Raw genomic sequence first — 23,972 nt, 5'->3', positions numbered from 1 at the left:
ACGCCAAAGCGCCCGAGCTATACCGCCCCCTCAAGATGAGGGGTGGCAGCGCGCCGTGAGGCGCAAGGGGTGGTTTCTGTCGCGATCCGCTCCACCGGAACGCCGGCAAGCTGCAACCGCGCAACGCCTCACGGCGCGCCACCGCAGCGATTTCTGTCCCCGGGACCGTTCTTCCGGGCAAAGGGCAGAGCTCCGCACTCCGCTTATCCCGGCGGTTTCCCGCCGTTCACCAATGCCACGTCCAGCCAGCATGAGTGGCAGACCCCCGTAGTGGGGCCGGACGGTGACCCAGGACCTCCCGAGTGCGCAGGGTACGTCACCCCACGCCCGCAGGCGCCGCATCCTGTCCCACTTCAAGACGCCTCTAGAAGCGCCCCTCGTGAACCGGACGAGCGGAGGATAATCCTTATAGGTATACTGTCAATAGATATAGGAAAAAATGTTAATCCGCCTCTTCCATCGTCATTCCAGGACCCACCCTTGCGCGTCCCGGAATGACAGTCGAGAGGTTCGTGCGTTTCGGCACTATACCGTGCTTTACACCACCGTCTTATGCCGTTCGATGCATGTGGCCAGCACCTCGTCCATCGACTTGCTCCACCAGTTCTCCGAGAAGATCTCGATCTCGCAATAACCGGCGAAGCCCTGCGCTTCCACGGCGGCACGGGCGCCCCGGATGTCGATGACGCCGTCGCCCATCATGCCGCGGTCGTTAAGGATGTCCTTGGTCGGGACCAGCCAGTCGCAAACGTGGAAGGCGAGCAGACGGTCCTTCCCTGCCCGCGCGATCTGCGCATGCATCTCCGGATCCCACCAGATGTGATAGACGTCGAGCGCGACGCCGAGCATGCCGGTGCGGTTGGGATCGAGGCGGTCGCAGATATCGAGCGCCTGCTCCGTGGTGTTCACGCAAGCGCGGTCGGCGGCGTAAGCGGGATGCAGCGGCTCGATCGCCAGCGGCATCTTCGCCTGCCTGGCATATTCCATCATCTCGGCGATGCCGTCATCGACCTGCGCGCGCGCATTGATGATGTTCTTCGACGGCGCAGAGCCCGGCCGCGAATATTGCGGCAACCCGCCGACCACGAGCACGATGCATGGCGAGCCAAGCGCCACAGCCTCGTCGACGCAGCGGCGGTTGTCGTCGCGCTGCTGCTGGCGATGGGCTTCATCGGAGACGAACATGCCGCCGCGACAATAGCCGGACAGTTCGAGGTCGTGATCCCGCACCGCCTTGACGGCCTTGTCGAGACCGACAGCAGCGACCTGGTCGCGCCACGGCGAGACACCGCGGATCTTGTGACGCGCACAAGCCTCGGCGATGGCGACGAAGTCGCCCTGTTTGCGGACTGTCGCCGTGTTCAGCGACAGCCAGCGATGGTCATTCGAGAAGTCACGCATCTCAGGCTTCGATCCCGCGTGTTGCCATGATCGCCTTCATGCGCTGCGTCGCCAGTTCGGGATTGGCGAGCAGACCCGCCTTGTCGGCGAGCCGGAACAGTTCGGCAAGATGCTGGGTCGAGCGCGTGCTCTCCTGCCCGCCGATCATGGTGAAGTGATCCTGATGGCCGTTGAGATAGGCCATGAATACGATGCCGGTCTTGTAGAACCGCGTCGGCGCCTTGAAGATGTGGCGCGACAGCGGCACCGTCGGACCGAGCACGTCGTGGAAGCCGGCTTCGTCGCCAGCGGCGAGACGCGACAGCGCATAGGATGCCGCCGGGGCGATGGCGTCGAAAATGCCGAGCAGCGCGTGCGAGAATCCCTTGTCGTCGCCGGCGATCAGTTCAGCATAGTTGAAGTCGTCGCCGGTATACATCTTCACTTTGGGATCGAGACGACGACGCATGTCGATCTCACGCTGTGCGTCGAGCAGCGACACCTTGACGCCGTCGACCTTGGCGGCGTTGCGGTTGATGACGTCAACGGCGATGTCCATCGCGGTGTCGAGGCTCGGCGTGCCCCAGTAATTGGCCAGCGCCGGATCGAACATGTCGCCGAGCCAGTGGATGATCACCGGCTGCGCCGACTGCGACAGGATGCGGTCATAGACGCGGCCGTAGTCCTCGGCATTTTTGCCGAGCTTGGCGAGCGCGCGCGACGCCATCAGGATGATGCGACCTCCCACCTTCTCGATGGCTTCGAACTGCTGCTCATAGGCCTTGATCACATCGTCGATCGATTTGGCGTCTTCCACCGCGAGGTGGTCGGTGCCTGCACCCGAGAACACCAGCGCGCCGCGCGGCTTCGCCGCCGCAACGGAGCGCGTGATGAGTTCGAGCGAGGTCGGCCAGTCCATGCCCATGCCGCGCTGGGCGGTGTCCATCGCTTCCGCAACGCCGAGACCGAGATCCCAGACATGCTCACGGAACGCGATGGTGCGGTCCCAATCGATGGTCTGATTGAGCCACGGATCGCACTCTGCCAGCGGGTCGGCAACGATATGCGCCGCCGAGAAGGCGATGCGATTCAGCGCGCCGTCGAGTTTGGCGGGGAACGTCCGCGACGCCGCCAGCCGATAGGTCTCGATCGAGCGATCGGCCTTCGGCAGCTTCAGCGATAGCGTCGAGGCTGTCGACGTGGGCATGACTGGCTTGTTCATAATGAACCTCAGACCTTGAGCGTGGGAACGTCGATCCAGCGGCGCTCCTTCCAGCTTTCCAGCGCGCATTCGACGAGCTGCACGCCCTTGGCGCCTTCGAGCAGCGTGTATTTGTAGGGCGCGTCCTCGCAGACGTGACGGATGAACATTTCCCACTGCTCCTTGAAGCCGTTGTCATAGACGGCGTTGTCCGGAACCTTCTGCCAGTCGGCATAGAAGTCGTGGGTGCGCTTCTCGTCGGGATTCCAGACCGGACGCGGCGTCGCTTGACGGGCCTGGATCATGCACTCGGTGAGACCGGCAACGGCCGAGCCGTGGGTGCCATCGACCTGGAAGGTGACGAGATCATCGCGATAGACGCGCGTGGCCCAGGACATGTTCATGTGCGCGATCACGCCGCCCTTCAGCTTGAAGGTCGCGTAAGCCGAGTCGTCGGCAGTGGCCGTATACTTCTTGCCCTGCTCGTCCCAGCGCGCCGGAATGTCGGTGGTGCCCAAGCACGTCAGGCTCTCGACTTCGCCGAACAGGTTGTCGAGCACGTAGCGCCAGTGGCAGACCATATCGAGGATCATGCCGCCGCCGTCTTCGGCGCGGTAGTTCCACGACGGGCGCTGGGCTTCCTGCCAGTCCCCTTCGAACACCCAGTAGCCGAACTCGCCGCGCACCGAGAGCATCTTGCCGAAGAAGCCGGAGTCACGCAGCATCGCGAGCTTCTTCAGGCCGGGCAGGAACAGCTTGTCCTGCACGGTGCCGTGCTTGAGGCCCTTGGCATTGGCCTTCTTGATGACGTCGAGCGCGGCTTCGAGATTGGTCGCAATCGGCTTCTCGCAATAGATGTGCTTGCCGGCCTCGATGGCACGGTTGAGCAGGCCCGGACGGGCCTGCGTGGTGGCAGCGTCAAAGAAGATGGTGTCGTTCTTGTCGGCGAAGGCCTTGTCGAGATCGGTGGTCCAGCGCTCGATGCCATATTTCTTGGCGAGACCTTCGATCTTCTCGGCATTGCGACCAACCAGGATCGGATCCGGCATCATGCGGTCGCCGTTCTTCAGGGTCACGCCGCCCTGCGCGCGGATGGCGACGATCGAGCGCACGAGATGCTGGTTAAGACCCATACGGCCGGTGATGCCGTTCATGATGATGCCGAGGCGGTGGACAGCCATAGTCAGGACTCCTGGAGAATTTTAGTTTGAGAAGTATCGGATGAAGCGAGCTGGAGTGGCGACAGCGCCGACCAGTCCGGATGCGCGCCGGATGCAAATCCGGCAGAGGTCAGTGATCCCGTGAGGAGATCGCCGTCGTGAATCGACAGACGGATGGTGTCGCCATCCCTGCTGTAGAGATCGGGATGGGCTTTCAGGAAGGACTCGGCCTCGCCAACCGGCGCGGTGCCAAAACCATCGACGTAATGATGACCGTTGCGTTCGGCATGCGTCACACCGATCAGCGCGCCGAGCGCGAGATCCTGCTGCACGCCGAGCCCGGCCTGACAGGTCAGATCCTCGCCGGTGATGAAGTGATCGACGCCCTGCGCGCTCCACGCCGCGGCGCGGGTCGCGTTGGCAATCGACTTGTAGAAGCCCTTGCAGGACTTCGACGAGATGCCGCGATAGCCTAGCGCCCTGGCGGCTGGGAATGCATCCCAATTGTCGTCGGCCTCGTCGATGATGAAGTTGCGCGACGAGAGCTTGCCGAGCGGCGACGCGCGCGTGATGTCGCGCGGCATCGGCTGTTCGATATAGAGGAGCTTCGAGGCGATGGGCGATAGCGCAGCGTCATTGTCCAGGCGATCGACCAGGGCACCGAGCGCATGGAGGTCGGCATATTGCTCGTTGGCGTCGAGGGTGACCTGATAGTCGTAAGGCAGTGTCGCCAGTGCCTTACCGATGCGCGTCAGCCGGGCGGCATCCGCCTCGGGATCGCCGTTCATCTTGAGCTTGAAATAACGCGCGCCGCTGTTCTCTCCGGGATCGGCGACGCCGCCCTCGCCTTCGATCACATCGTCGAGGCCGACGGTGTGGCGCAAGGCGACGCGCGGCAAACGCTCACGGCTCGCGAGGAAAGTCGCGACGTCGTCGGCGCCAAGGTCGGGCGCGAGGCGCGCAGTAAGCCCGGCGACATTCGCCGTCATACCGGTGAAGACGTCGGTGCCCAGCCCACGGAGCAGCGCGTCGAGCACAGCCTTGTCGATCTCCGCAGGGCCGAAGCTTGCGGCCAGCGGTGGAATGTCCAGTTCGGCGCAGGCCTTCATCTGGTCGCCGATGCAGGCTGCATGCAGACCGAAGGCGCAGATGAAGCCCGATTGCGCGCGGTAGAGATCACTGGCGATTGCGAGCGATTGCCGAAGTTCGTTCACCGTATCATCGATGGCGAGATGCGGCCGCTTGTCGAACCACTTCGGCACCATCAGTTCAGCCGAGGCGCCGACGAACACGCCCCTACCCTCGACCTCGAGTTCGACGCGCACGAAAGCTTGCGGCGCGGCATTCACCGTCACCGCGCCAAAGCGAAACGGCCGCACGAACGCTACGTGGCGTTCGAACAGTGTAATGTCTCGCAAGGCGATCCGTGGCGACATGGAAATCGGCCTTAATCCAGCGCGCTGTTGGTCATGAAATGCTTGCGGATACGCGCGACCAGATCGGTGAAAATCGGATTCGACATCGCATCCAGCGTGCGCTCGCGGCCGAGCGGCACGTCATAGATCGCGGCAATGCCACCGGGGCGCTCGGTCATGACCAGCACCTTGTCGGCCAGAAACACCGCTTCCGGAATCGAATGCGTGATCAGCAAAATCGTCTTGCCGGTGGTGCGCTGGATGCGCGACAGCTCGACATTCATCTTCTCACGTGTCATGGCGTCGAGCGCGCCGAACGGCTCGTCCATCATCATGATCTTGGGATCGTGCACCAGCGCGCGGCAGATCGAAGCGCGTTGCTGCATGCCGCCGGAGAGCTGCCAAGGCAGCTTCTTCTCGAAACCCTCGAGACCGACCATCTTCAGGAGTTCTTTGGCGCGCGGAATGTATTTCTCGCGTGACTCGCCCTTCATGTCGATCGGCATCAACACGTTGTTGATGATGTTCCGCCACGGCAGCAGCAGCGCGTTCTGGAACACGATGCCGACATCACCATGAGGCTCGGTGACTTTGTTGCCGTCGACATGGATTTCGCCGGATGTCGGCGCAAGAAGGCCCGAGATCAGTTTGAGCAGCGTGGACTTGCCGCAGCCGCTTGGTCCGACCACGACGAAGAACTCGCCGTCATTGATGTGGAAGTCCAGGGGACGCAGCGACTGCACCTGGCCGTCGCCGGTCCCATAGGTCTTGGAGACGCCGGAGAGATTGATCCCCGACGCCTTCGATGGTGCGGACTGCTCGGATACGACGCGAAGATGCGCACTCGGTTGATCGACGCTCATGGTCCTCATCGCTGCAGTCATTACGGCTAGTCCTGTTGGTTTCGTCAGTTCGGTCGAAATAGCCGGGCCGGTTACTTCGGCAGATACTCGTTGGTGTAGAAGGCCTTCGGATTGTCCTTGGCCTTGGCTTCGAGGCCGCCGTATTCGACCATCAGGTCCACCGAGTCCTTCATGTTCTGGTCGGTGACCTGGAACGGGCGCTTACCCTTGGTTTCCGGCGTGGTGTAGAGCGGGATGGTGAGTTCGAAGCCCTGGGTCAGGGTCTCGATCTTGCCGCCCTTCGGGTTGGCATCGAGAATCGACTGCGCGGCAGCCTTCGGCTCCTTCGACGCAGCTTCGACGGCCTTGGTGGTTGCGGACATGAAGCGCTTCACGAGATCCGGATTGGCCTTGGCGTAGTCGGTATTGGTGACGATGCCCGACGACACGAGGTGGATGCCGTAGTCGGCGAACTTGATCGGATACACGTCCTTGCCGGTGGCATCCTTGATCTTCATGGACTGGTCCATGACGTAACCGAGCAGCAGGTCAGCCTGGCCGTTGATGACGGCGTTCAGCTTGGTCTGTCCGTCACCGGCGACGGTCTTGAAATCGGATTCCTTGAGGCCGGCCTTCTTGAGGAACAGCGGCCAGATCTGGGTCATGGAATCCGCCGGCGTGATCGCCACGGTCTTGCCCTTGATATCCTCCGGCTTCTTGATGTTCTTGTCGACGAAGCCCATCACGGACATGGCCGAGGTCTGCAGCAACACGCCGGTGGCGATCACCGGGGCGCCCTTCACGGCTGCGCGCATCATGGTGGGAACGTCGACATAGCCGAAATTCACGCTCTTGGCGGCAACGGCCTGCACGGTGGCCGCCGAACCGCGACCTTCCTGAATGTCGAGATCAATGCCTTCGGCTTCATAGATGCCCTTGGCCTTGCCGTAATAGAACGGCGAATGCTCACCATAGACATACCAGTTGAGCATCAGCGTCACCTTGTCGGCGGCAACCGCCGGCGTGGCGAGTGCGAGCGTGACAGTGATCGCAGCAGTCGAAACAGCAGTAACCCATTTCAGCATGTTTAGCCTCCCATTGAAGCAGGTGATCGCGGCCCGTTTAGCCGGGCCGCTTGTTTGGAAATTGCGCGTCCCCGATCAGGACCCGATGAAGACATCCGCGCGCTGGCTGACGTGCCAGGGAATCGCAAACCGTTCGATGCGATCGACCAGCCAGAACAGAATGACGCCGAGCAGCGCGAGGATCACGAGAGCCGCAAACATCGTCGGCAGATCGAAGGTGCCGATCGAGCGCTGCAGCACATAACCGATGCCGGAATTGGAGCCGACGAATTCACCGACCACCGCGCCGACGACGGCAAGCGTGACGGACACCTTGAGACCGGAGAAGATCGCCGGCAGCGCATGCGGCAGGTTCACCGCGCAGAACACGCGCAGTCTGCTGCCCTTCATGGCGCGGGCGAGATCGACCATATCGGGATCGACCGACTTGAAGCCCTGCACCGCCGACACGACGACGGGAAAGAAACCGAGCAGGAAGGCGGCGATGATCTTCGGCACGATGCCGAAGCCGAACCACACCACGAACAAGGGTGCGATGGCGACTTTGGGAATCGACTGCGAGAACACCAGCAGCGGATAGACATAGCTTTCGACAGTCTTGGAGCCCGCGATCAGCATGGCGATGGGAATGCCGAACACGGCCGAGGCGAGAAAGCCGAGCAGCGTGGCATAGGTCGTCGGCCACGACTGCGCGAGCAGCTCGGGCCAATCGGTGTAAAGCACCTTCACGACATCGCCGGGCGCCGGGATCTGATAGGCGGGAATGTTGAAGATGCGGATCGCCAGATCCCAGCCGACAACGATCATCACCAGCAACAGGAACGGGCGCAGCCATGAGGCGTTCAGCAGCTTCGATACGCTGCCGGGGGCTTTCTTCTCACTCACGCGTCTCTTCTCCCAGATGCCGGCTTCGCGGTCGCATTTAACTCGTTGGATAAATACAGCGCATGGCTTCGCCGTTGTCAATTGGCCGATCAACTAGCGAAAATTACACAATGATTTCAGGCGTTTTGACGGGTCGGCGTGTGGACAACCGGCGCTGGGGGCAGCTGGAATTCGGCCACGGATCGGCCGGTGAGCGCCGCCAGGACGAGCGCCACCATATGGGCCAGCCGCTCATCCCTCGCCTCCTTCGCCAGCAGATCCCTGCCGAAGATCACGCTGAGCGTGGCGTTGTTGCCGATATAGAAAAAGCTCAGCGCGGCGATGGAAATGTAGAGCTGCACCGGGTCCATCGCGACCTTGAAATCACCTGACGCGACGCCGCGCAAAACCACCGTGCGGATCATTTCCACAAAGGGCGAATGCATCGACTTAACCTTTGTGGAGCGCTTGATGTGCTTCGCGCGCTCCAGATTCTCGGTGTTGAGCAGCGCGAGGAATTCCGGGTTGCGGATAAAATAGTTCCAGGTGAAGGCGATCAGGCTCTCGATAGCCTCAGGCGGATCGAGATGTTCGAGATCGAGCGTGCGCTCTTCGGCACGGATCTGCTCATAGGCACCTTCGAGTACCGCAAGATAGAGCGCATCCTTGTTGCCGACGTGATAGTAGAGCATGCGCTTGTTGGCGCCGGCCTGGGCGGCGATGCGATCGACACGCGCACCGGCAAGACCTCGGCTGGCAAATTCCTTCTTGGCAGCCTCAAGAATGCGCAGACGCATCCCTTCCGGGTCGCGTTGCCACTTCAATGCTTTCTTCGGCGCTTTTTTAGTTGTTTTTGCCAAACCCGGATCCCGTCGCTCAGCGAAACTACGCAACAGCTGCAAGTCTATCGCGTGTAGCATGCGTTTGCGCGCTTGAGAACAAAGCATCTTCCGGGCCATATGCGCAAACGGGCATCGCCTTTTGCGGGTGCCGTCGCTATCACTGCCCTGCCCCAACCGGACCTGCTTGTGCCTGCCATCATCACAGACCCGTTCTTCTATGCCGTCGCCATTCCGGCGGTGATTTTCCTCGGCCTCTCCAAAGGCGGCTTCTCCGGCGTCGGCATTGCGGCCACGCCGCTGCTGGCGCTGTATCTGCCGCCGCTCGAGGCAGCTGCGTTGCTGCTGCCGGTGCTGATCACGCAGGATCTGATCTCGATCTATGTCTATCGCCGTGAGTGGGACGCCTCTAATCTGAAGATCATGCTGCCCGGCGCGGTCGCCGGCATGACGCTGGCGTGGCTGCTCGCCTCCTATATCTCCGACAATGCCGTCCGCATCACCGTCGGTTTGATCGGCCTGATCTTCGTGATCGACGTCTGGCGCAAGCGCGCCAGGATCGAACCAACGCGTATGGGGCCGGCCGGCGGCGTGTTCTGGGGCGCGATATCGGGCTTCACCTCCTTCATGACCCAGGCGGGCGGCCCGCCATTCCAGGTCTATGTGCTGCCGCAGCGGCTGCCGAAGCTGGTGCTGGTCGGGACCACGACGATCTTCTTCGCTGTGGTCAATGCGCTGAAGATCGTCCCGTATTTCGCACTCGGCCAATTCCATGCCGGCAATTTCGCGACATCGCTGGCGCTGCTGCCGATGGCCATCATCGCGAACTTCATGGGCATCTGGCTGGTGAAACACACGCCCACCAGTCTGTTCTACAACATTGCCTATGCGCTGCTGCTCGTGATCTCGCTGGTGCTGCTGTGGCAGGGTTGTTCGGTGTTGTGGCGGTAGCCAATCCGCAACTGTGAGTAGGATGGGTAGAGCGCCTTCGCGAACCCCATCAACCCACACGCAAAAGCGATGGGTTTCGCTGCACTCTACCCATCCTACACCTCTACACATCCTTCCCCGTCCGCTCGATCAGCAGCGTCGGGATTCCGCAGGTCCCGTCGCGCAGGCTGACCACGCGGGTACCCGGCTTGCGGCCACTGCGCACCTCCGACACGTTGACATGCGCAGCCAGCAGGCGCTCGCGGACGGCATCGGCATCGGCGACGCGCCAGGTCATGCCCCAGAGCTTGTCGCGATTCTTGTCGGCCTTGTCGTCGGGGCGGTGCACGACCTCGACGATCAGATCGCCGCAACGGAAAAACATCAGATGGCCCCAGTCCGGATTGGAGCGATCCAGTGCCATGTCGAGGCCCAGGCGCGCACCATAGAGCGCAGCGGCGCGTTCCGGGTCCTGCGTGGCGACAACGACGTGATCGAGGCCAAGGAACGGCGCATTGCCCACCAGGGGGGATACCGGTCGCTCGTCGGACAGTTCGAGAAAGAATTGCCGGACACCGCGTGTCGCATCGGTAGCCGCGCGCGTACGCTTCCAGGAGAGCGTGGCGCCGGTCTCGATATCCCTGCTCTCGACCTCGACAACAGGATCAGGCTTCAGCGCCAGGCGATCGAGCCGGCGATGCATCTTCGCGATATCGCCAGTCCTGAAACAGATGCTGGCCAGCGTCGCCCCCTGTTCCGGCAGCACGGCGCGAATGCGATCGGCAGCGGGACCATGGCCGACGGGCGCCATCAGTTCGACCGACATATTGGCCACCGTGAAGATCGCCATGGCCGCTCCGTCGCTGGTGCTGCGCCAGGCGGGCGCACGGGCAAACAGGGCCTGATAGGTGGCGACCCCCGCCTCCAGGTCCTCCAGCAAAATGACTACGTGATCCAGCCCGGTGATCATCGCATCCCTCCCGTCTACGTGGCGTTGTTGTGATCGAACTATGCCAGTTTTCGAGCCGTAATGCTGGAAACCGACTCAGCCCGGCCGCCGCATCCTGCGGCATCGCACAATTTCGGTGGTGACCTCGTCGCAACCGCTGTTAAGCTGACTGATGCCCCGTCTCCGGACGGGCGCAGCCATCCCTCAGGCGAGACGGACGGATTCATGAAGGCACTCTTTATCGGACAGACCTATATCGACGTCACGTTCATCACCGACCACATGCCGACCGGTGACGAAAAGCATGTCGCCTCCGACTATGCCGTATCTTTCGGAGGCAATGCGGTCACCGCCGCCTTCTGCTGCGCCAAGCTGGGCATCGTACCGGACCTGATCGCCACCGTGGCGAATGACTGGCTCGGCCGCATGTTCATGGACATGTCGGCGAAGTATGCCATCGAGATTCATCCGCGCAAGGTCGCGAGTTCGTCGCTGTCCTTCATCATGCCGAAAGACGGCAAGCGCGCCATCGTCCGCTGCCGCGACGACCATCACATTCACCCCTTCCCTCTCCTGAACCTTGGCGATTGCCGGGCATTGCATGTGGACGGCCATCAGCCAGATGCCGCCATTCATTATGCGAAGCTGTGCCGCGAAGCGGGCATCCTCACCTCGCTCGACGGCGGCGGCTTGCGTACCAACACCCATGAATTGCTGGAATTCATCGACGTTGCCATTGTCGCCGAGCGCCTCTGCGAGCAGATGGATCTCACGCCGGAAAAGATGCTGGACTATCTCAAGACCCGCGGTTGCCGCGTCGGCGGCGTCACACTCGGCGAGCGCGGCCTGCTCTGGTACGACGAGGCTGGCACGGTACATACGCTGCCGGCGCTGCCGATTCCGCGTGAGAAGGTGATCGACACCAACGGCGCCGGCGACGTGTTCCACGGCGCCTATGTCTATTCGTACCTTGCCAATCCCGCACAGAGCTGGGCCGAGCATTTCAATTTTGCGCGGGCCGCATCGACATTCAAGATCCAGCGACTTGGCAATGAAGCGGGACTACCGACATTGGCTGACATCGCAGCGGTGCGTGAGGAATATCAGGCACAGGTGTGACCACCATGGGCCAGGGCTGTATCGCGATCGCCGCCCTGGAGAGGTTACGCGCGTTGTCGCCGTAAACGCTTCCACCTCACACCAGCCCGGCGACGTTTCTCAACGCGCCGGCGTCCAGGATGACAAGCATCCGGTTCTCGACCGATACCCACTTGCGTTCTGCCCACACCGATATGACCTTGTTGGCGCTCTCCCGCGAAATCCCCACCATTTCGCTGACGCTCTGTTGCGTCATATCAACCACAAGCGCTCCGCCCGCCCTCGAATTCCGCTCGGCTAGTTTCACGATCATATGCGCGAGGCGAGTTGCGAGGCCTTGCAGGATCACCTGCTCCAGGTGCTCGCTTGTCCAGCGCAGGCGGGCGCACAGCAGGTCGATGAATTTCACTGCCAATGCCGGCTCGGTGCGGATCAGGGGCATCAGATTGCGGCGTTCAATCCGCCAAATCTCACAATTGACATTCGCGATTGCATCGGTCGTCCTGCCCAGACCGTCGAGAACGGCGATCTCGCCGAATATCTGACCAGCGCCAATAAGATTGAGCACAGCGCTTTTCCCGTCCGCAGAAGACGAGCTCATCCTGACGGTACCCGACACGACCCCGAACAGACTCGTTCCCGGGTCACCTCTTCGAAAAATATAGTCCCCGCGTTTGAACTTCAGGACAGAAGCGTAGCGAGCCAGCTCGGCAATCGTCTCGGGTGCCAGATCGCCAAAGATCGCGGTCTCGCCTATTGCCGCCACAAGCCTGGCGGATCTTGCTGACTTCATTTCCGGCACGGCAATACCCCCGTGCGGCACGCGTCCCGACCTAACGCCGGTTCGGACGGCCAGACAGGTCGATCCGGCCAGCCCCGATACGCACCGCCAATGGCGAGCCCGGACCTGGTGCCTGCGCGTCACCGGTCTTCGCGATGCGCTGTACATCCGCGCGGTCGCAAGCGAGCTGCGCAATCATCAACTCCGAAATCAACCTCGTGGCCTGCGGAGCAGCCACGCTTGTTCCGTTCATGGCCACAACAGATCCACTACGCGTGCCTGCTGCAAGCAGATTCCTCAGCGCCGCTGAATCATCTGCAACCGCCGACACGTCGGGGCTTCGGATCGAAGGTACGGCGCCCGGGGTCGAGAGCCTCCCGGCTCCCGAATATTCACTTACGCGCCTGTCACTGCGGAGGAATCCGCCGACGACAACCGTATGCTGGCCCGTTGCCAGCGCGTTGATGGTGCTTTCCCTGCGAACCGGGCTTACGCCCTTATCGTCTTGCTCCAATCGTCCGGCGAGATCGAATCGCACATAGTCCGTGTCTTCGAAGCGGGACTGGCGTCCCCATAGCGGATAACCGAACGGCGTGTCGCCGCGCTGGATCCATACATCGACAGTCGTAGCCTCCCGCCTGTTTTTCACTTCGATCAGCCAGGTCCCGGACGGTGCCGTACGTGGCGGCTTCTTGAGATCCGCGGTCGGTGCCATGGCGAGCAAGATACGCGGTCGCTCTCCCGTCGGGTCGTCATACGTCGCGAAAAATCGAGGTTTGCCTGGCGTCGGCCACTGCCAGCTCTGGTTGGCCGCGATCCAGGGACTTCGCTCGTTCGTCGGCGTCGTGATCCTGATAGCGATCTCGGCACGCGATTTCGCCGCCGTCTGTGCGGGCAGCCACAACTCCGCGAAACTGGCGGCCTTGTTGTCAGGTTGCACGCGCCATCGCAGACGCTCGATCCGCTGCCTCGTCGTTGATGCTTTCGGCAACTTCAGGAAAGCATGGCATCGCGCCAGATAATGGTTTCCGGCTGGCATAACGACCCTGAGCGGCGCGGAGCGTGCCGATATTAGCTGGTCGATGGCAGCCTCCAATTGCGCCGTGCCGTCGTGCGGCCCGGCAATGGTCCCATAGCTCAAATTCACAACGACGGGAATTGGACCCGTTCCCTCGGCGGCCGCGATCCTGTCGGCACGACTGAGCACATAGGAGATCGCAGCATAAACATTGGGAGTCAGGAATGAGCCCGACGTCTCTTCCGTTACCCACCTCGGCAACTGCACCCCGATAATGTAAGGAGTACAGGAATCTCCGGGCGCCACGTCTCTGGAATCAAGCCCGCAAGCGATATCCATGACGTGAGTCCCGTGCTTGGCCCGGCGGGCGACCAGTTTCTGGCCAGCCAATCGATAGAACTCATCCTCGTCCACAGATCCGGCATGCGTGCAGGACGCCAGCAACTGATTGATCTCACTGTCCGGCAGCTCGCGTCCCCAGCCGAACCCCGTCGGCGCTCCGACATTCGTCGCGTCGTCCTGATTCCAGAAGTACTTCACTCTCGAATTTCCGTTCCGAAAGCGAAATCGCTCGTGTGCGAATGCCAGTCCATCGTCGATGATGGCGATGATGGTCCGTCGCGACGGCTTTGCGGAGAGCAATGGTTGCTCCGCAAGGGGGATCTTTCCGAACAGATTTGTCGTCGGCGTTCCGAGTTCGACACGGCGGACTGAGGACAGAACGGTCGCGAACCTTGCAGCATCGTTCCGCTTCACCTTTCCGGAAGCCAGCGCGATAAGCGCTTCGCGTGTCGCGATCGCCATACAGCACGTGACGTCGGCCGCTCTCAGCGATGGCGGTGCGGCGCTTTCGTATATCGAGGGAATCCGCACCAGTTGTTCCAACCCCGAACGGGCGACGGACCCGGCAAATACGTCTACCGGGCCATCAAGCTCGAACAGAACCCAGAACCAGTCGCCACGAAGATAAGCGAACTCCGTCAGCACCGCCCATTCGAGATAGGGTGAAATCAGCTTCCGCTTCTCTGCCATCGCTCGGACCCGCCAAAGCCTGTTACTTCGCTGGCATAACGCAACGACTAGATGACCTCGGCCTGCGCCGCATCCCATAACCATTTCATGATCGGTGACACCGCTGGCGGCATCGACGCGAGCGGGTCGACATAAGGTGGATCGATCAGAGGATTCAGCTTTTCGTGTCCATTTGCTGAATCATAGAAATCGTGGAAATCGAAATCCTGATTTCCGGGATATCGCTCGCCGTCGAAGCGCCAGGCATTGAACTTTGTCCCGCCTTTCGCCCGCTGGATGAAATAGCGCGCAAGTGAGAGCCCAAGCACCTGCCCCGCAGCCGTGTCGACCGGGAAATGAACGCCGGCCACCGTGCGATTGACGGCGATCCGCGCCGCCTGTCGCATTAACTGCTCACCGAGATTGGGCTCGCGCCCGTAAAGCTCCCACAGGATGCGCGCGATCATGTGGTTTTCGGTGGAATGGCCGCTCGGAAACGTGCCGTGCCCGGGCGTTAGAATGATCGGCTGCACCTGGGGCGACAATTCATATGGCCGCCAACATGCCATCGCGTGCTTGATACGCATCTCGACTGCGTTTGCAAAACGGAGCGCCGCGTCGAGCAGCTCGATGGTCTTTTTGGTCCGGTCCGGATGCAGATTTACAACGGAACTCCAGAACGCATATTGCGGTCCGAGTTCGGTTACGATTTCCGCAAGGCGGTCCTCGCGCAAATCCGAATATTGATCCAGGAAGTCGAGCTGACTTTGGAAAACGGCCGGAGACGGACGGATGAATGTGGCAATCCGGCTCGAACGGGTTTTCGGTGCGGGATCATTCGGTGTCGTGTGTACTTGAAAGTGCCAGACCGTCACGGACCGCTCTCTGGGCGTCCTCGAAACAGTCTTCGCGTGGTCCTTGTAGGTGAATGTCTCGCGGTGGGTCGTAAAATGCAGATGCGACAGCAAGTCGAAATCAATGATTGAAGCGCGTACCCACGGCTCCCAATTTCCGAGGTTTTTCTTGTCATCCAGCGCGCGCGGCAATCGGGCAACAACCTGGCCTAGCCAACTCCCGACGATCCCGTCGCGGTGCCTGATGAGCGCATCCGCAACCAGTGGCGACCCATAACTGCCATAGGGTGCAGCCCCGGCCCCCCCGGCGCCACCCGCCCCTCCAGCGCCTCCGGCGCCGCCAGCACCACCTGCGCCGCCGGCACCACCAGCACCTCCTGCTCCGCCTTCAGGACCCATAGTGCACATGGCAACACTCCTGTTTCCGCTATTGAGGCACGCCAGCTCCTTCCAAAGCGCTGGACCAGATCCTGCCGGTTTCATATCCCCCGCTCGGATGTCGCTCGCGATACCTTGCGATCGTCAGACTCGGTTCAAGCTTCAACAGCTCGGTCACCGTCTTGCGTGCATCGTCATGCAGCCCAAGCTGCCATTGCGAGATAGCCAGCGCGCGAAACGTGGACGTATGCGTGCGATTTGCACGCAGCGAACGTTTTGCAAGATCGATGGCGCGTTTATACTGCCCGGCGGACAGAGCGGCCGTAGCGGCCAGCGAGTCGTAGAAGTACCGGTGCGGATCCAGAGGCGACAGTTTCAGGGCATGCTGGGTGTGCTCGACTGCGAGCTTTCCCTGATCCTTGAATGCGAGAAGCGTGCCCTTCAGAAGCCAGGCCATTCCATCGTTCGGATTGACCCGAAGCGCCAGGTCGTACTGTTCCTCGGCGATATCGAGCTGCTTCAGCAGATTGGTATGAGCGAATCCCATGACAACCAGCGCAAGAGAACACCGGGGATCCACATTGAGCGCCCGGCGCCCGCAATCCAGCGCCAGCTGCGCATCCAAATTCGGATCGTCCGCCCATCCCTGCTGGACGCGCAGCACATGCCACTTGGCCATCCATGCCCATGGCACGGCCTGCCGAGGCATGCGCTCCGTCAAGGCCTGAAGCATTTGCCGCGATCTATCGAAATCCTGCACCGACAGACGATGCATCAGCGCAATCGCCCCCATTAGCAACGTATAGCTTTCAACGGTGGGAAGCGGTTGGGACTGGGCACGCTCAAGTTCGCGGGCCATGATCGCCATGCTGACCGCAGTCACGACGCCCGCAACGACGCCGTCTTTTCCGCTGATCAATACCGTCGGGCTGCAGACAATCGAATCCGACCAGATGATTGTGAGATTTGCGGACGACGCCAGCTCGAAATTTATCCGCAGCTTGCTTCCGGCCTTGCGGTAGGAGCCGGAGAGAACGTAGTTCGCCGTCAGATAGCCACTGATCTCTTCGATCGAAGCCTGCCGCTCTCGAAAGACCGTCGTCGACAGCCGCGAGATCACGTTCAGCTCCGACGACCGCGACAGCGCAGATATGATTTCGTCGGCGAGAACTTCGCCGATGACATGATGTTCAAGACTACCGTCGTGTTCTGTGAATGGAACCACTGCGACCGTTGGCCGGAGCTGCGGCATGGATACTGGCCCTGGCTCGATCACCGGCCGTGGTCCCGGCGGACCAACGCGATAGGCACGGACGGGTTCATTCACATGCTTGAGGTAACAAGCTCCCAAGTCCTCGATATCGGCATCCAGCACCGGCGTGAGCTGGTCGCGAACATCGGCCGACACAACAATCTCGCCTGGCCCCGCCAGAGTCGTAAGCCGGGCCGCGAGATTAACATCTGCCCCGTAGACATCATGCTCGTCAGCGAGCAGGTGCCCGACGTGAGCGCCCTCGCGAACAAGAATATGCAGATCTTGCGGGACTCCATCGTTGATGTCCGAACACGCATTCTGAACGGCAAAAGCGGCTTTGACTGCGAGGGGCGCATGAGAAAATTCCATGAGCAGTCCATCACCGAGGCTTTTTACGAGCCGGCCCTGGTAGCGCGGCAGAATGTCTTTATCCACTCGCCCGACGAGCTTCCGCCATCGCTGGACCGTGCCGGTCTCGTTCTCTTCCATCAAGCGCACAGACTCAACGATGTCCGCGAAGAGTAGTGTACGCACTACCCATTCCGGATTCTCCAAGGCGAGTGGTGGGCTTCGTTCAACCATCAGCCACGCCGGTCACTGTTACGATCTGCGCCCACTGTGCACTAATACGCACAACCTCAATATTGCGCTGAGGTGAACATTCAAAACCGGATATGCAGTATTAGTTAGAACAGGCGCAGACGGTATCACGCTTGGGCCGTTGTGACAGTCGGCTTGTGCTCACTCTCACCCCGGACGGGATAGTCAACTAGACGTGAACAACGGCTATTTGAGGACAGTCCTACCGAACTTTCAGCTCATAGACACCGGGTTGAGCGATGCCTTTGCGTAGGGTCGGTAGTATTGTCTGAAATCGCGATTGATCGATGCGTTCCGAGTCACGGACCATGAGCCCTTCTGCCGGCAGTTCGGAGCTGCTCTTATCGATCGAGATTCTGTTGGGGCTGACCGCTGCATGTAAGTGGCGCTCGAACCGATCTGGTTCACGATCGCCGAAGCAACCGGAAAGTTACCGACAGCAAGGAAGACTCCACACGAGAGGACGACACATATCAGCCCGATCCCGACGATCAAGCGATGGTACATGCGACGATATGTTCGTTCGAGTTCATCTGCGGATGCGCGCATAGCTGCCTCCTGGGCAAGATGCGCAGCTCTACCGCGTCTCGTCGCCGGGCAATGTGAGCTGCATCACACAACCGGATGATCGCGCAGGCTCATCACGACTTTTTGCTTCGACTAGCCCTTCCCCTTCGCCGTCATGAAATCGAAGTCGCAGCCGTCATCGGCCTGCAGGATCGTGGTATGGAACAGATGCGCGTAGCCGCGCTTGGCCCAGTCCGGCGTCTCGGCTGGCGCGAGCGCAGCAGCCCGCTTCGCGAATTCGGCTTCGTCAATCAAGAGATCGATGGATCGCTTCACGACGTCCAGCCGGATCATGTCGCCGTTCTTCACGAGCGCCAGCGGACCGCCCACCGCACTCTCCGGCGTGATATGCAGCACGATGGTACCGAACGCCGTGCCGCTCATGCGCGCGTCGGAGATACGCACCATGTCCTTCACGCCGGCGCGGGCGAGCTTCATGGGGATCGGCAGATAGCCGGCCTCCGGCATGCCCGGTGCGCCCTTGGGACCGGCATTGCGCAGCACCAGCACGTCATCCGCAGTCACATCAAGATCGGGATCGTCGACGCGGTTGGTCATGTCCTCGACGGACTCGAACACCACGGCACGGCCCGTGTGCTGCATCAGTTTCGGCGACGCGGCGGAATGTTTGATGACGGCGCTGCGCGGCGCGAGATTACCGTGCAGGATCGCCAGTCCACCTTCGCGCTTGATCGGATTGTCCTTCGAGCGGATCACGTCCTGGCCCGGCACATCCTCAGCGTTGGCGACGATCTCGCGCAGCGTCTCGCCGGTGACAGATTTCGCGTCGAGATCAATGAGATCGCCGAGCTGCTGCATCAGCTTCGGAACACCGCCGGCATGATGGAAATGCTCCATATAGTGATCGCCCGACGGCTTCAGATCGACCAGCACCGGCACGTCGCGGCCGAGCTCGTCGAAGGCGGCGAGATCAATCCGGTTGGGCGTGCGGTTGGCCATCGCGGTGAGATGAATGAGGCCATTGGTGGAGCCGCCGATCGCCTGCAGCACCACCTGCGCATTGCGGAACGAGCCCGGCGTCAGGAATTCGCTCGGCTTTGGTCCCTTGTTCTTCGCCAGCGTTGCGGCAACCTTGCCGCTGGCTTCGGCCGAGCGAAAACGCTCCGCATGGGGTGCGGGAATCGTGGCGCTCATCGGCAGCGACAGGCCCATCGCTTCGGTGATGCAGGCCATGGTGGAGGCCGTGCCCATCACCATGCAGGTGCCGACCGACGGCGCGAGGCGCGCATTGACGTCGTCGATCTCCTGCTGGTCGATCTCGCCGGCGCGGAACTTGCCCCACATGCGCCGGCAATCGGTGCAGGCGCCCAGCACTTCGCCCTTGTGATGGCCGACCACCATCGGCCCCACCGGGATCACCACGGTGGGCAGGTCAACCGACAGTGCCGCCATGATCTGCGCCGGCAGGGTCTTGTCGCAGCCGCCGATCACGACCACCGCATCCATCGGCTGCGCCTTGATCATCTCCTCGGTATCCATCGCCATCAGATTGCGCAGATACATCGAGGTCGGATGGGCAAAACTCTCGCCGATGGAGATGGTCGGAAACACCATGGGCAGCGCGCCGGCGAGCATCACGCCGCGCTTCACCGCCTCGATGATCTGGGGCGAATTGCCGTGACACGGGTTGTAATCGCTATGGGTGTTGGTGATGCCGACGATGGGTCGGTCCAACGCATCGTCGGAATAGCCCATGGCCTTGATGAAGGCCTTGCGCAGGAACAGCGAAAAACCCGCATCGCCGTAACTGGTCAGCCCCTTGCGCAATCCGTCGGCCATGTCGCGTTCCCATTCCAAGCTTGTTTTGAATGCTTCTTATGAAGCGGATGGAAACGTTGTCAATCGCCGCCGGCCGCAGGATGGGTCGAGCGAAGCAAAACCCATCACTCCGGGCGCGATAGTGCTGGGTTTCGCTCCGTCGCCAACGCGCCGGCGCTCTACCCATCCTGCAGGCAAGCGTTCTATTTCGGCTCCCACACCTTGCTGAAGTCGCCGGCGAATTCGGCGCTGCAAAATGCGCCGCCCTGATAGAAATCGCCGACCGGGTCGGACTTCATCTTGGCCTGTTCCGCCATCGCATGTTCGCGGTGATCTTCCGCCTTGCCAGTCGGGCGGTAGCCAAGCTCATAGGCGCGTGAATTGTCCCACCAGGCGCGCTCATTATAGGAGGCACCATACAGCACCTCGAAATGGATGGCGGGATGTTCGAGCCCGATCTGGCACAGCTGCACCAGATCCTCGGGCTTGAGCCAGATCGACAGCCGGCGCTGGTCCAGCGGCCGGTCGCCGAAATTGCCGATCCGCAGACATGTTACCGACAGCCCGTATTTGTCGGCATAGAGCGAGCCCACCGCCTCGCCGAACACCTTGCTGACGCCGTAGCGGCTGTCCGGCCGTGCGGTGACATCGGGCGGGATCCTGCTGTGGCGCGGATAGAAGCCGACCGCGTGGTTCGACGATGCGAAGATAATGCGCTTGACGCCCTTCTTGCGCGCGGCCTCGAACAGATTGTAGCCGCCGATGATATTGGCCTGCAGGATGGTGTCCCACGGCCCTTCCACCGAAAAACCGCCGAAATGCAGGATGCCGTCAACGCCCTCGCAGATCGCCTCGACTGCTGCGAGATCGGCCAGATCAGCCTGCTTGAAGTTTTCGTTCGGCTTGAGATTAGGCGGCGGCGTCAGATCGCTCAGCACGAGGTCCGGATAGATCGGCGGCAGCAATTCCCGCAAGCGCGTGCCGATTCCGCCCGATGCGCCCGTCATCAAGATCCTCATTCCGTCCCTCGCCATGTTGTCAGTTGTCAGACAAGTATGGCGCGGTACCGGCGCGGCGGCAAGGCGGTGCAACCGGCATTGCTTGCCGCTCGTCCACGCCGATGTTAGCAAGCACATCCGAGGAAACGACAGAGAACGAGACGCCAATGTCCGACATATCATCGCGCGGCTGGCAGCCGGCGACCTATTATCCCGACCCCGCCATTCACGCCCTCGATCCCCGCTTCGAAAAATACTGGATCAAGCTTGGCGCCGTCGAGCGCATCGCCACCGGCATGCGCTGGGCCGAGGGGCCGGTCTGGTTCGGCGACGGCCGCTATCTGTTGTGTTCGGATATTCCCAACAACCGCATCATCAAATGGGAAGAAGAAACCGGCGCGCTCAGCGATTTCCGCAAGCCGTCGAATTACGGCAATGGCAACACGCGGGATCGCCAGGGACGCCTGATCACCTGCGAACACGGCCGCCGCATCACCCGCACCGAGTATGACGGCACGATCACCGTGCTGATGGATCATTTCGAAGGCAAGAAACTGAACTCACCGAACGACGTGGTGGTGAAATCCGACGGCGCGATCTGGTTCACCGACCCGGCGTTCGGCATCATGAGCGATTACGAAGGCAACAAGGCGCCGTCCGAGATCGGCCAGAACGTCTATCGCATCGACGGTGATACGTTGAAATCCACGATCGTCGCCGATGATGTGCTCGGTCCTAACGGCCTGTGCTTTTCGCCCGACGAGAAGCTGCTCTATGTCGTGGAATCGCGCGGCGTACCGAACCGCAAGATTCTGGCTTACGACGTTGCTGCCGACGGCAAGACGCTCAAGAACAAGCGTGTGCTGATCGATGCAGGCCCGGGCACGCCGGACGGCATGCGTTGCGATATCGACGGCAATCTCTGGTGCGGCTGGGGCATGGGTAAGCCGGAGCTCGACGGCGTCATGATCTTCGCGCCAGACGGGACGCCGATCGGCCGCATCGCCCTGCCCGAACGCTGTGCCAATGTCTGTTTCGGCGGCGTGAAACGTAACCGGCTGTTCATGGCCTCAAGCCAGTCGATCTATGCGGTCTATGTGAACACACAGGGTGCGCCTGGCGGTTGATTGATCAAGCAATCTGCTGGAGCTGTTGTCGCACCGCAACGCGATCCTTGACGCAGTTACGTCCGCGCTGCTTGGCCATGTACAAGGCACTGTCGGCCGCCTCGACCAATTCGTGCGGTTGAATGTTTGCGCCAGCCGCAGCGATGCCAGCGCCGATGCTGACGGTCAATCGCTCGCTCGGTTCTGGCAACGCTCTACGATCCATCATTTCAATGGCATGTCGTACCCGGTCGGCGACCACCAGCGCGTCAGCTCTCGTCGTGGCCGGCAGAATGAGCGCGAACTCCTCGCCGCCGTAACGCGCCGTGAAATCGTCGGGACGCCCTGCGGTTCGGATCGCAGCCGCCACCAGTTTCAGACACTCGTCACCAACCAGATGCCCATATGTGTCATTGAAGCGCTTGAAATGATCGACGTCGATCAGCAGCAAAGCCAGCGGCGCAGCGCACGTCGCCTGATCTTGCAGACAGAGCTTCAGTTTTTGGTCAAAATCCCGCCGGTTACTAACGCCGGTCAAGCCGTCGGTGAGTGCAAACGTGGATAGCCGCGCATTCATGACCGCAAGATCCGAATTGTAGCGCGTCACCTGGCCCAGCAGCGCGACCCGATCGTGATCGGCCTTCAGCATTTTCGTACGCAGTGCGACCAATTCGAAAACGAAACCAATCTGGTACCACAGATAGAGAAGCGCGAGCGGGATTGCGACTGCTATCCCGAAAATCGTGGCAGCGATACCGACCATTCCAAGCACGATGCTGATATGGATGATCACCACGGCCGGCATCGCGTAGGCGCGCGCCGTGACTCCCTGAATCGGAGCGCTGATCAACGCGAAAACAGCGAAACGCGCCGGCCCTTCGGTCGTAAAAATCAGAATTGACAGACTGGAGCCCCAGCCCAGTGCGGCGATAAAGCTCGATTTGGCCGATAGACGAACCCAGTCAGAGATCCGTGCGTCCGGCCCACGCCTGCGATAGCGGCGAGCGAAAACCAAGCGGAAACTAAACGTTCCAAAAACGATGACAGCGGCCGGAACGGACGCAAGAGAGCCGTCGGCGTGCCAGTTATACCAGGCGATGAGCGCGATCGCGGTCGCCGTCAATGCGTGTGCGAATGGGCTAAAGAGCCCTTCCAGCATTTCCCACGCCTGCTCTTTCGTTGCGTAGTCGGATCCAATCAAACCAGCCGTTGACGACATCACGCGGCGTATCGCAGCGACGTGCGCGTGCAGACTCTCCATCATCTGTCTTCCGGCCTGCCACATCATGCCTGAACTCAATCAACAAAAGTCCCGGCCGCGATCATGCCCTCGATGTCTAACAGAGTGGTATATTCAACAGGATCGATCCGGACATTCTAAACGATGCGTTAACGGCATCCGGCAAGTCGATGATGGCGCACAGGTCAGCGCAGACCAACGAGCGGCGTTGTGACCTCCTCCGAAAAGCAAAATGCCGAGGCGGATCGCTCCGCCCCGGCGTTTCTCTACTTTGTTTACAGAATCAGGCCGCGTTGTAGCCGGCGATCGCCTTGACCTCGAGGAAGTCCTCGAGACCATGCTTGCCCCATTCGCGGCCGTTGCCGGACTGCTTGTAGCCGCCGAACGGCGCAGTGCGGTCGTTCGGAGCGCCCTGCAGGTTGACATTGCCGGCGCGGATGCGACGGCCGAACTTGCGGGCGTTCTCGACCGTGTCAGCCGAGACATAGCCAGCGAGGCCATACGGGGTGTCATTGGCGATGCGGAGCGCATCGGCTTCGTCCTTGGCCCCCATGATCACGAGCACCGGCCCGAAGATTTCCTCGCGCGCGATGGTCATGTTCTCGGTCACGTCGGCGAAGAT

21 protein-coding genes are annotated in these 23,972 nt (G+C 61.2%); 3 read left to right on the top strand and 18 right to left on the bottom strand.

The annotated features are described in order from the left end of the window. Positions 1 to 537 precede the first annotated feature (537 nt). The 8 genes from ACEK02_RS33565 to ACEK02_RS33530 all read right to left on the bottom strand — a co-directional run bounded on the left by ACEK02_RS33565 (position 538) and on the right by ACEK02_RS33530 (position 8,744). Entirely contained in the window at positions 538 to 1,401 is an 864-nt protein-coding gene (locus tag ACEK02_RS33565; RefSeq protein ID WP_371426292.1) for a sugar phosphate isomerase/epimerase family protein, read from the bottom strand. Between the two features lies 1 nt (position 1,402). Further along, positions 1,403 to 2,602 (bottom strand): dihydrodipicolinate synthase family protein, encoded by a 1,200-nt coding sequence (locus ACEK02_RS33560; RefSeq protein ID WP_371426290.1) that lies wholly within the window; start codon positions 2,600 to 2,602, stop codon positions 1,403 to 1,405. An 8-nt stretch (positions 2,603 to 2,610) separates the two neighbouring features. Next, positions 2,611 to 3,762 (bottom strand): Gfo/Idh/MocA family protein, encoded by a 1,152-nt coding sequence (locus ACEK02_RS33555; protein ID WP_371426288.1) that lies wholly within the window; start codon positions 3,760 to 3,762, stop codon positions 2,611 to 2,613. A 2-nt stretch (positions 3,763 to 3,764) separates the two neighbouring features. Next, positions 3,765 to 5,177, bottom strand: coding sequence for a hypothetical protein (locus ACEK02_RS33550; RefSeq protein ID WP_371426286.1), 1,413 nt, complete (start codon positions 5,175 to 5,177; stop codon positions 3,765 to 3,767). 11 nt (positions 5,178 to 5,188) lie between these two features. Continuing rightward, the gene (locus tag ACEK02_RS33545; protein WP_371426284.1) at positions 5,189 to 6,040 is read right to left on the bottom strand and encodes an ABC transporter ATP-binding protein; all 852 of its coding nucleotides are present in this window, start codon (positions 6,038 to 6,040) and stop codon (positions 5,189 to 5,191) included. Between the two features lie 50 nt (positions 6,041 to 6,090). Then, complete coding sequence (locus tag ACEK02_RS33540) at positions 6,091 to 7,083, bottom strand: ABC transporter substrate-binding protein (RefSeq protein WP_371426282.1); 993 nt, start codon at positions 7,081 to 7,083, stop codon at positions 6,091 to 6,093. A 75-nt stretch (positions 7,084 to 7,158) separates the two neighbouring features. Further along, the gene (locus ACEK02_RS33535; protein ID WP_371426298.1) at positions 7,159 to 7,890 is read right to left on the bottom strand and encodes an ABC transporter permease; all 732 of its coding nucleotides are present in this window, start codon (positions 7,888 to 7,890) and stop codon (positions 7,159 to 7,161) included. Positions 7,891 to 8,084: 194 nt separating this feature from the next. Beyond that, positions 8,085 to 8,744, bottom strand: a complete 660-nt coding sequence (locus tag ACEK02_RS33530; RefSeq protein ID WP_371426296.1) for a TetR family transcriptional regulator — start codon at positions 8,742 to 8,744, stop codon at positions 8,085 to 8,087. A gap of 231 nt (positions 8,745 to 8,975) precedes the next feature. Here ACEK02_RS33530 and ACEK02_RS33525 point away from each other — a divergent pair, with 231 nt between their 5' ends. Beyond that, the gene (locus tag ACEK02_RS33525) at positions 8,976 to 9,737 is read left to right on the top strand and encodes a sulfite exporter TauE/SafE family protein (protein WP_371426280.1); all 762 of its coding nucleotides are present in this window, start codon (positions 8,976 to 8,978) and stop codon (positions 9,735 to 9,737) included. 103 nt (positions 9,738 to 9,840) lie between these two features. On the opposite strand, the gene ACEK02_RS33520 is transcribed toward ACEK02_RS33525, so the two are convergent. Further along, complete coding sequence (locus ACEK02_RS33520; protein WP_371426278.1) at positions 9,841 to 10,686, bottom strand: VOC family protein; 846 nt, start codon at positions 10,684 to 10,686, stop codon at positions 9,841 to 9,843. A gap of 204 nt (positions 10,687 to 10,890) precedes the next feature. On the opposite strand from ACEK02_RS33520, the gene ACEK02_RS33515 reads away from it, so the two are divergent. Next, entirely contained in the window at positions 10,891 to 11,784 is an 894-nt protein-coding gene (locus ACEK02_RS33515; RefSeq protein WP_371426276.1) for a sugar kinase, read from the top strand. A gap of 76 nt (positions 11,785 to 11,860) precedes the next feature. On the opposite strand, the gene ACEK02_RS33510 is transcribed toward ACEK02_RS33515, so the two are convergent. The 7 genes from ACEK02_RS33510 to ACEK02_RS33480 all read right to left on the bottom strand — a co-directional run bounded on the left by ACEK02_RS33510 (position 11,861) and on the right by ACEK02_RS33480 (position 21,013). Then, the gene (locus tag ACEK02_RS33510) at positions 11,861 to 12,556 is read right to left on the bottom strand and encodes a Crp/Fnr family transcriptional regulator (RefSeq protein WP_371426294.1); all 696 of its coding nucleotides are present in this window, start codon (positions 12,554 to 12,556) and stop codon (positions 11,861 to 11,863) included. A 40-nt stretch (positions 12,557 to 12,596) separates the two neighbouring features. Beyond that, complete coding sequence (locus tag ACEK02_RS33505) at positions 12,597 to 14,594, bottom strand: hypothetical protein (RefSeq protein WP_371426274.1); 1,998 nt, start codon at positions 14,592 to 14,594, stop codon at positions 12,597 to 12,599. A 47-nt stretch (positions 14,595 to 14,641) separates the two neighbouring features. Beyond that, positions 14,642 to 15,619 carry a phosphatase PAP2 family protein gene (locus tag ACEK02_RS33500; RefSeq protein ID WP_371426272.1) on the bottom strand — a complete coding sequence of 326 codons (978 nt, stop codon included), beginning with the start codon at positions 15,617 to 15,619 and terminating at the stop codon, positions 14,642 to 14,644. Positions 15,620 to 15,636: 17 nt separating this feature from the next. Further along, positions 15,637 to 15,843, bottom strand: a complete 207-nt coding sequence (locus ACEK02_RS33495; protein ID WP_371426270.1) for a hypothetical protein — start codon at positions 15,841 to 15,843, stop codon at positions 15,637 to 15,639. An 11-nt stretch (positions 15,844 to 15,854) separates the two neighbouring features. Then, positions 15,855 to 17,594, bottom strand: coding sequence for an adenylate/guanylate cyclase domain-containing protein (locus tag ACEK02_RS33490; protein WP_371426268.1), 1,740 nt, complete (start codon positions 17,592 to 17,594; stop codon positions 15,855 to 15,857). 726 nt (positions 17,595 to 18,320) lie between these two features. Continuing rightward, positions 18,321 to 20,027, bottom strand: coding sequence for an IlvD/Edd family dehydratase (locus ACEK02_RS33485; protein ID WP_371426266.1), 1,707 nt, complete (start codon positions 20,025 to 20,027; stop codon positions 18,321 to 18,323). Positions 20,028 to 20,209: 182 nt separating this feature from the next. Beyond that, positions 20,210 to 21,013 carry an NAD-dependent epimerase/dehydratase family protein gene (locus ACEK02_RS33480; RefSeq protein ID WP_371426264.1) on the bottom strand — a complete coding sequence of 268 codons (804 nt, stop codon included), beginning with the start codon at positions 21,011 to 21,013 and terminating at the stop codon, positions 20,210 to 20,212. Between the two features lie 158 nt (positions 21,014 to 21,171). Here ACEK02_RS33480 and ACEK02_RS33475 point away from each other — a divergent pair, with 158 nt between their 5' ends. Beyond that, complete coding sequence (locus tag ACEK02_RS33475) at positions 21,172 to 22,131, top strand: SMP-30/gluconolactonase/LRE family protein (protein ID WP_371426262.1); 960 nt, start codon at positions 21,172 to 21,174, stop codon at positions 22,129 to 22,131. 4 nt (positions 22,132 to 22,135) lie between these two features. On the opposite strand, the gene ACEK02_RS33470 is transcribed toward ACEK02_RS33475, so the two are convergent. Then, positions 22,136 to 23,398 (bottom strand): GGDEF domain-containing protein, encoded by a 1,263-nt coding sequence (locus tag ACEK02_RS33470; protein WP_371426260.1) that lies wholly within the window; start codon positions 23,396 to 23,398, stop codon positions 22,136 to 22,138. A gap of 235 nt (positions 23,399 to 23,633) precedes the next feature. Further along, on the bottom strand, positions 23,634 to 23,972 hold a 339-nt coding region (locus ACEK02_RS33465), incomplete at its 5' end, for an aldehyde dehydrogenase family protein (RefSeq protein ID WP_371426258.1).

It is taken from the genome of Tardiphaga sp. (assembly GCF_041424195.1).
In the GTDB taxonomy this organism is placed as follows: Bacteria; Pseudomonadota; Alphaproteobacteria; order Rhizobiales; family Xanthobacteraceae; genus Tardiphaga.
The sequence above is the reverse complement of the archived record's forward strand: the minus strand, read 5'-3'. Positions and strand labels throughout refer to the sequence as shown.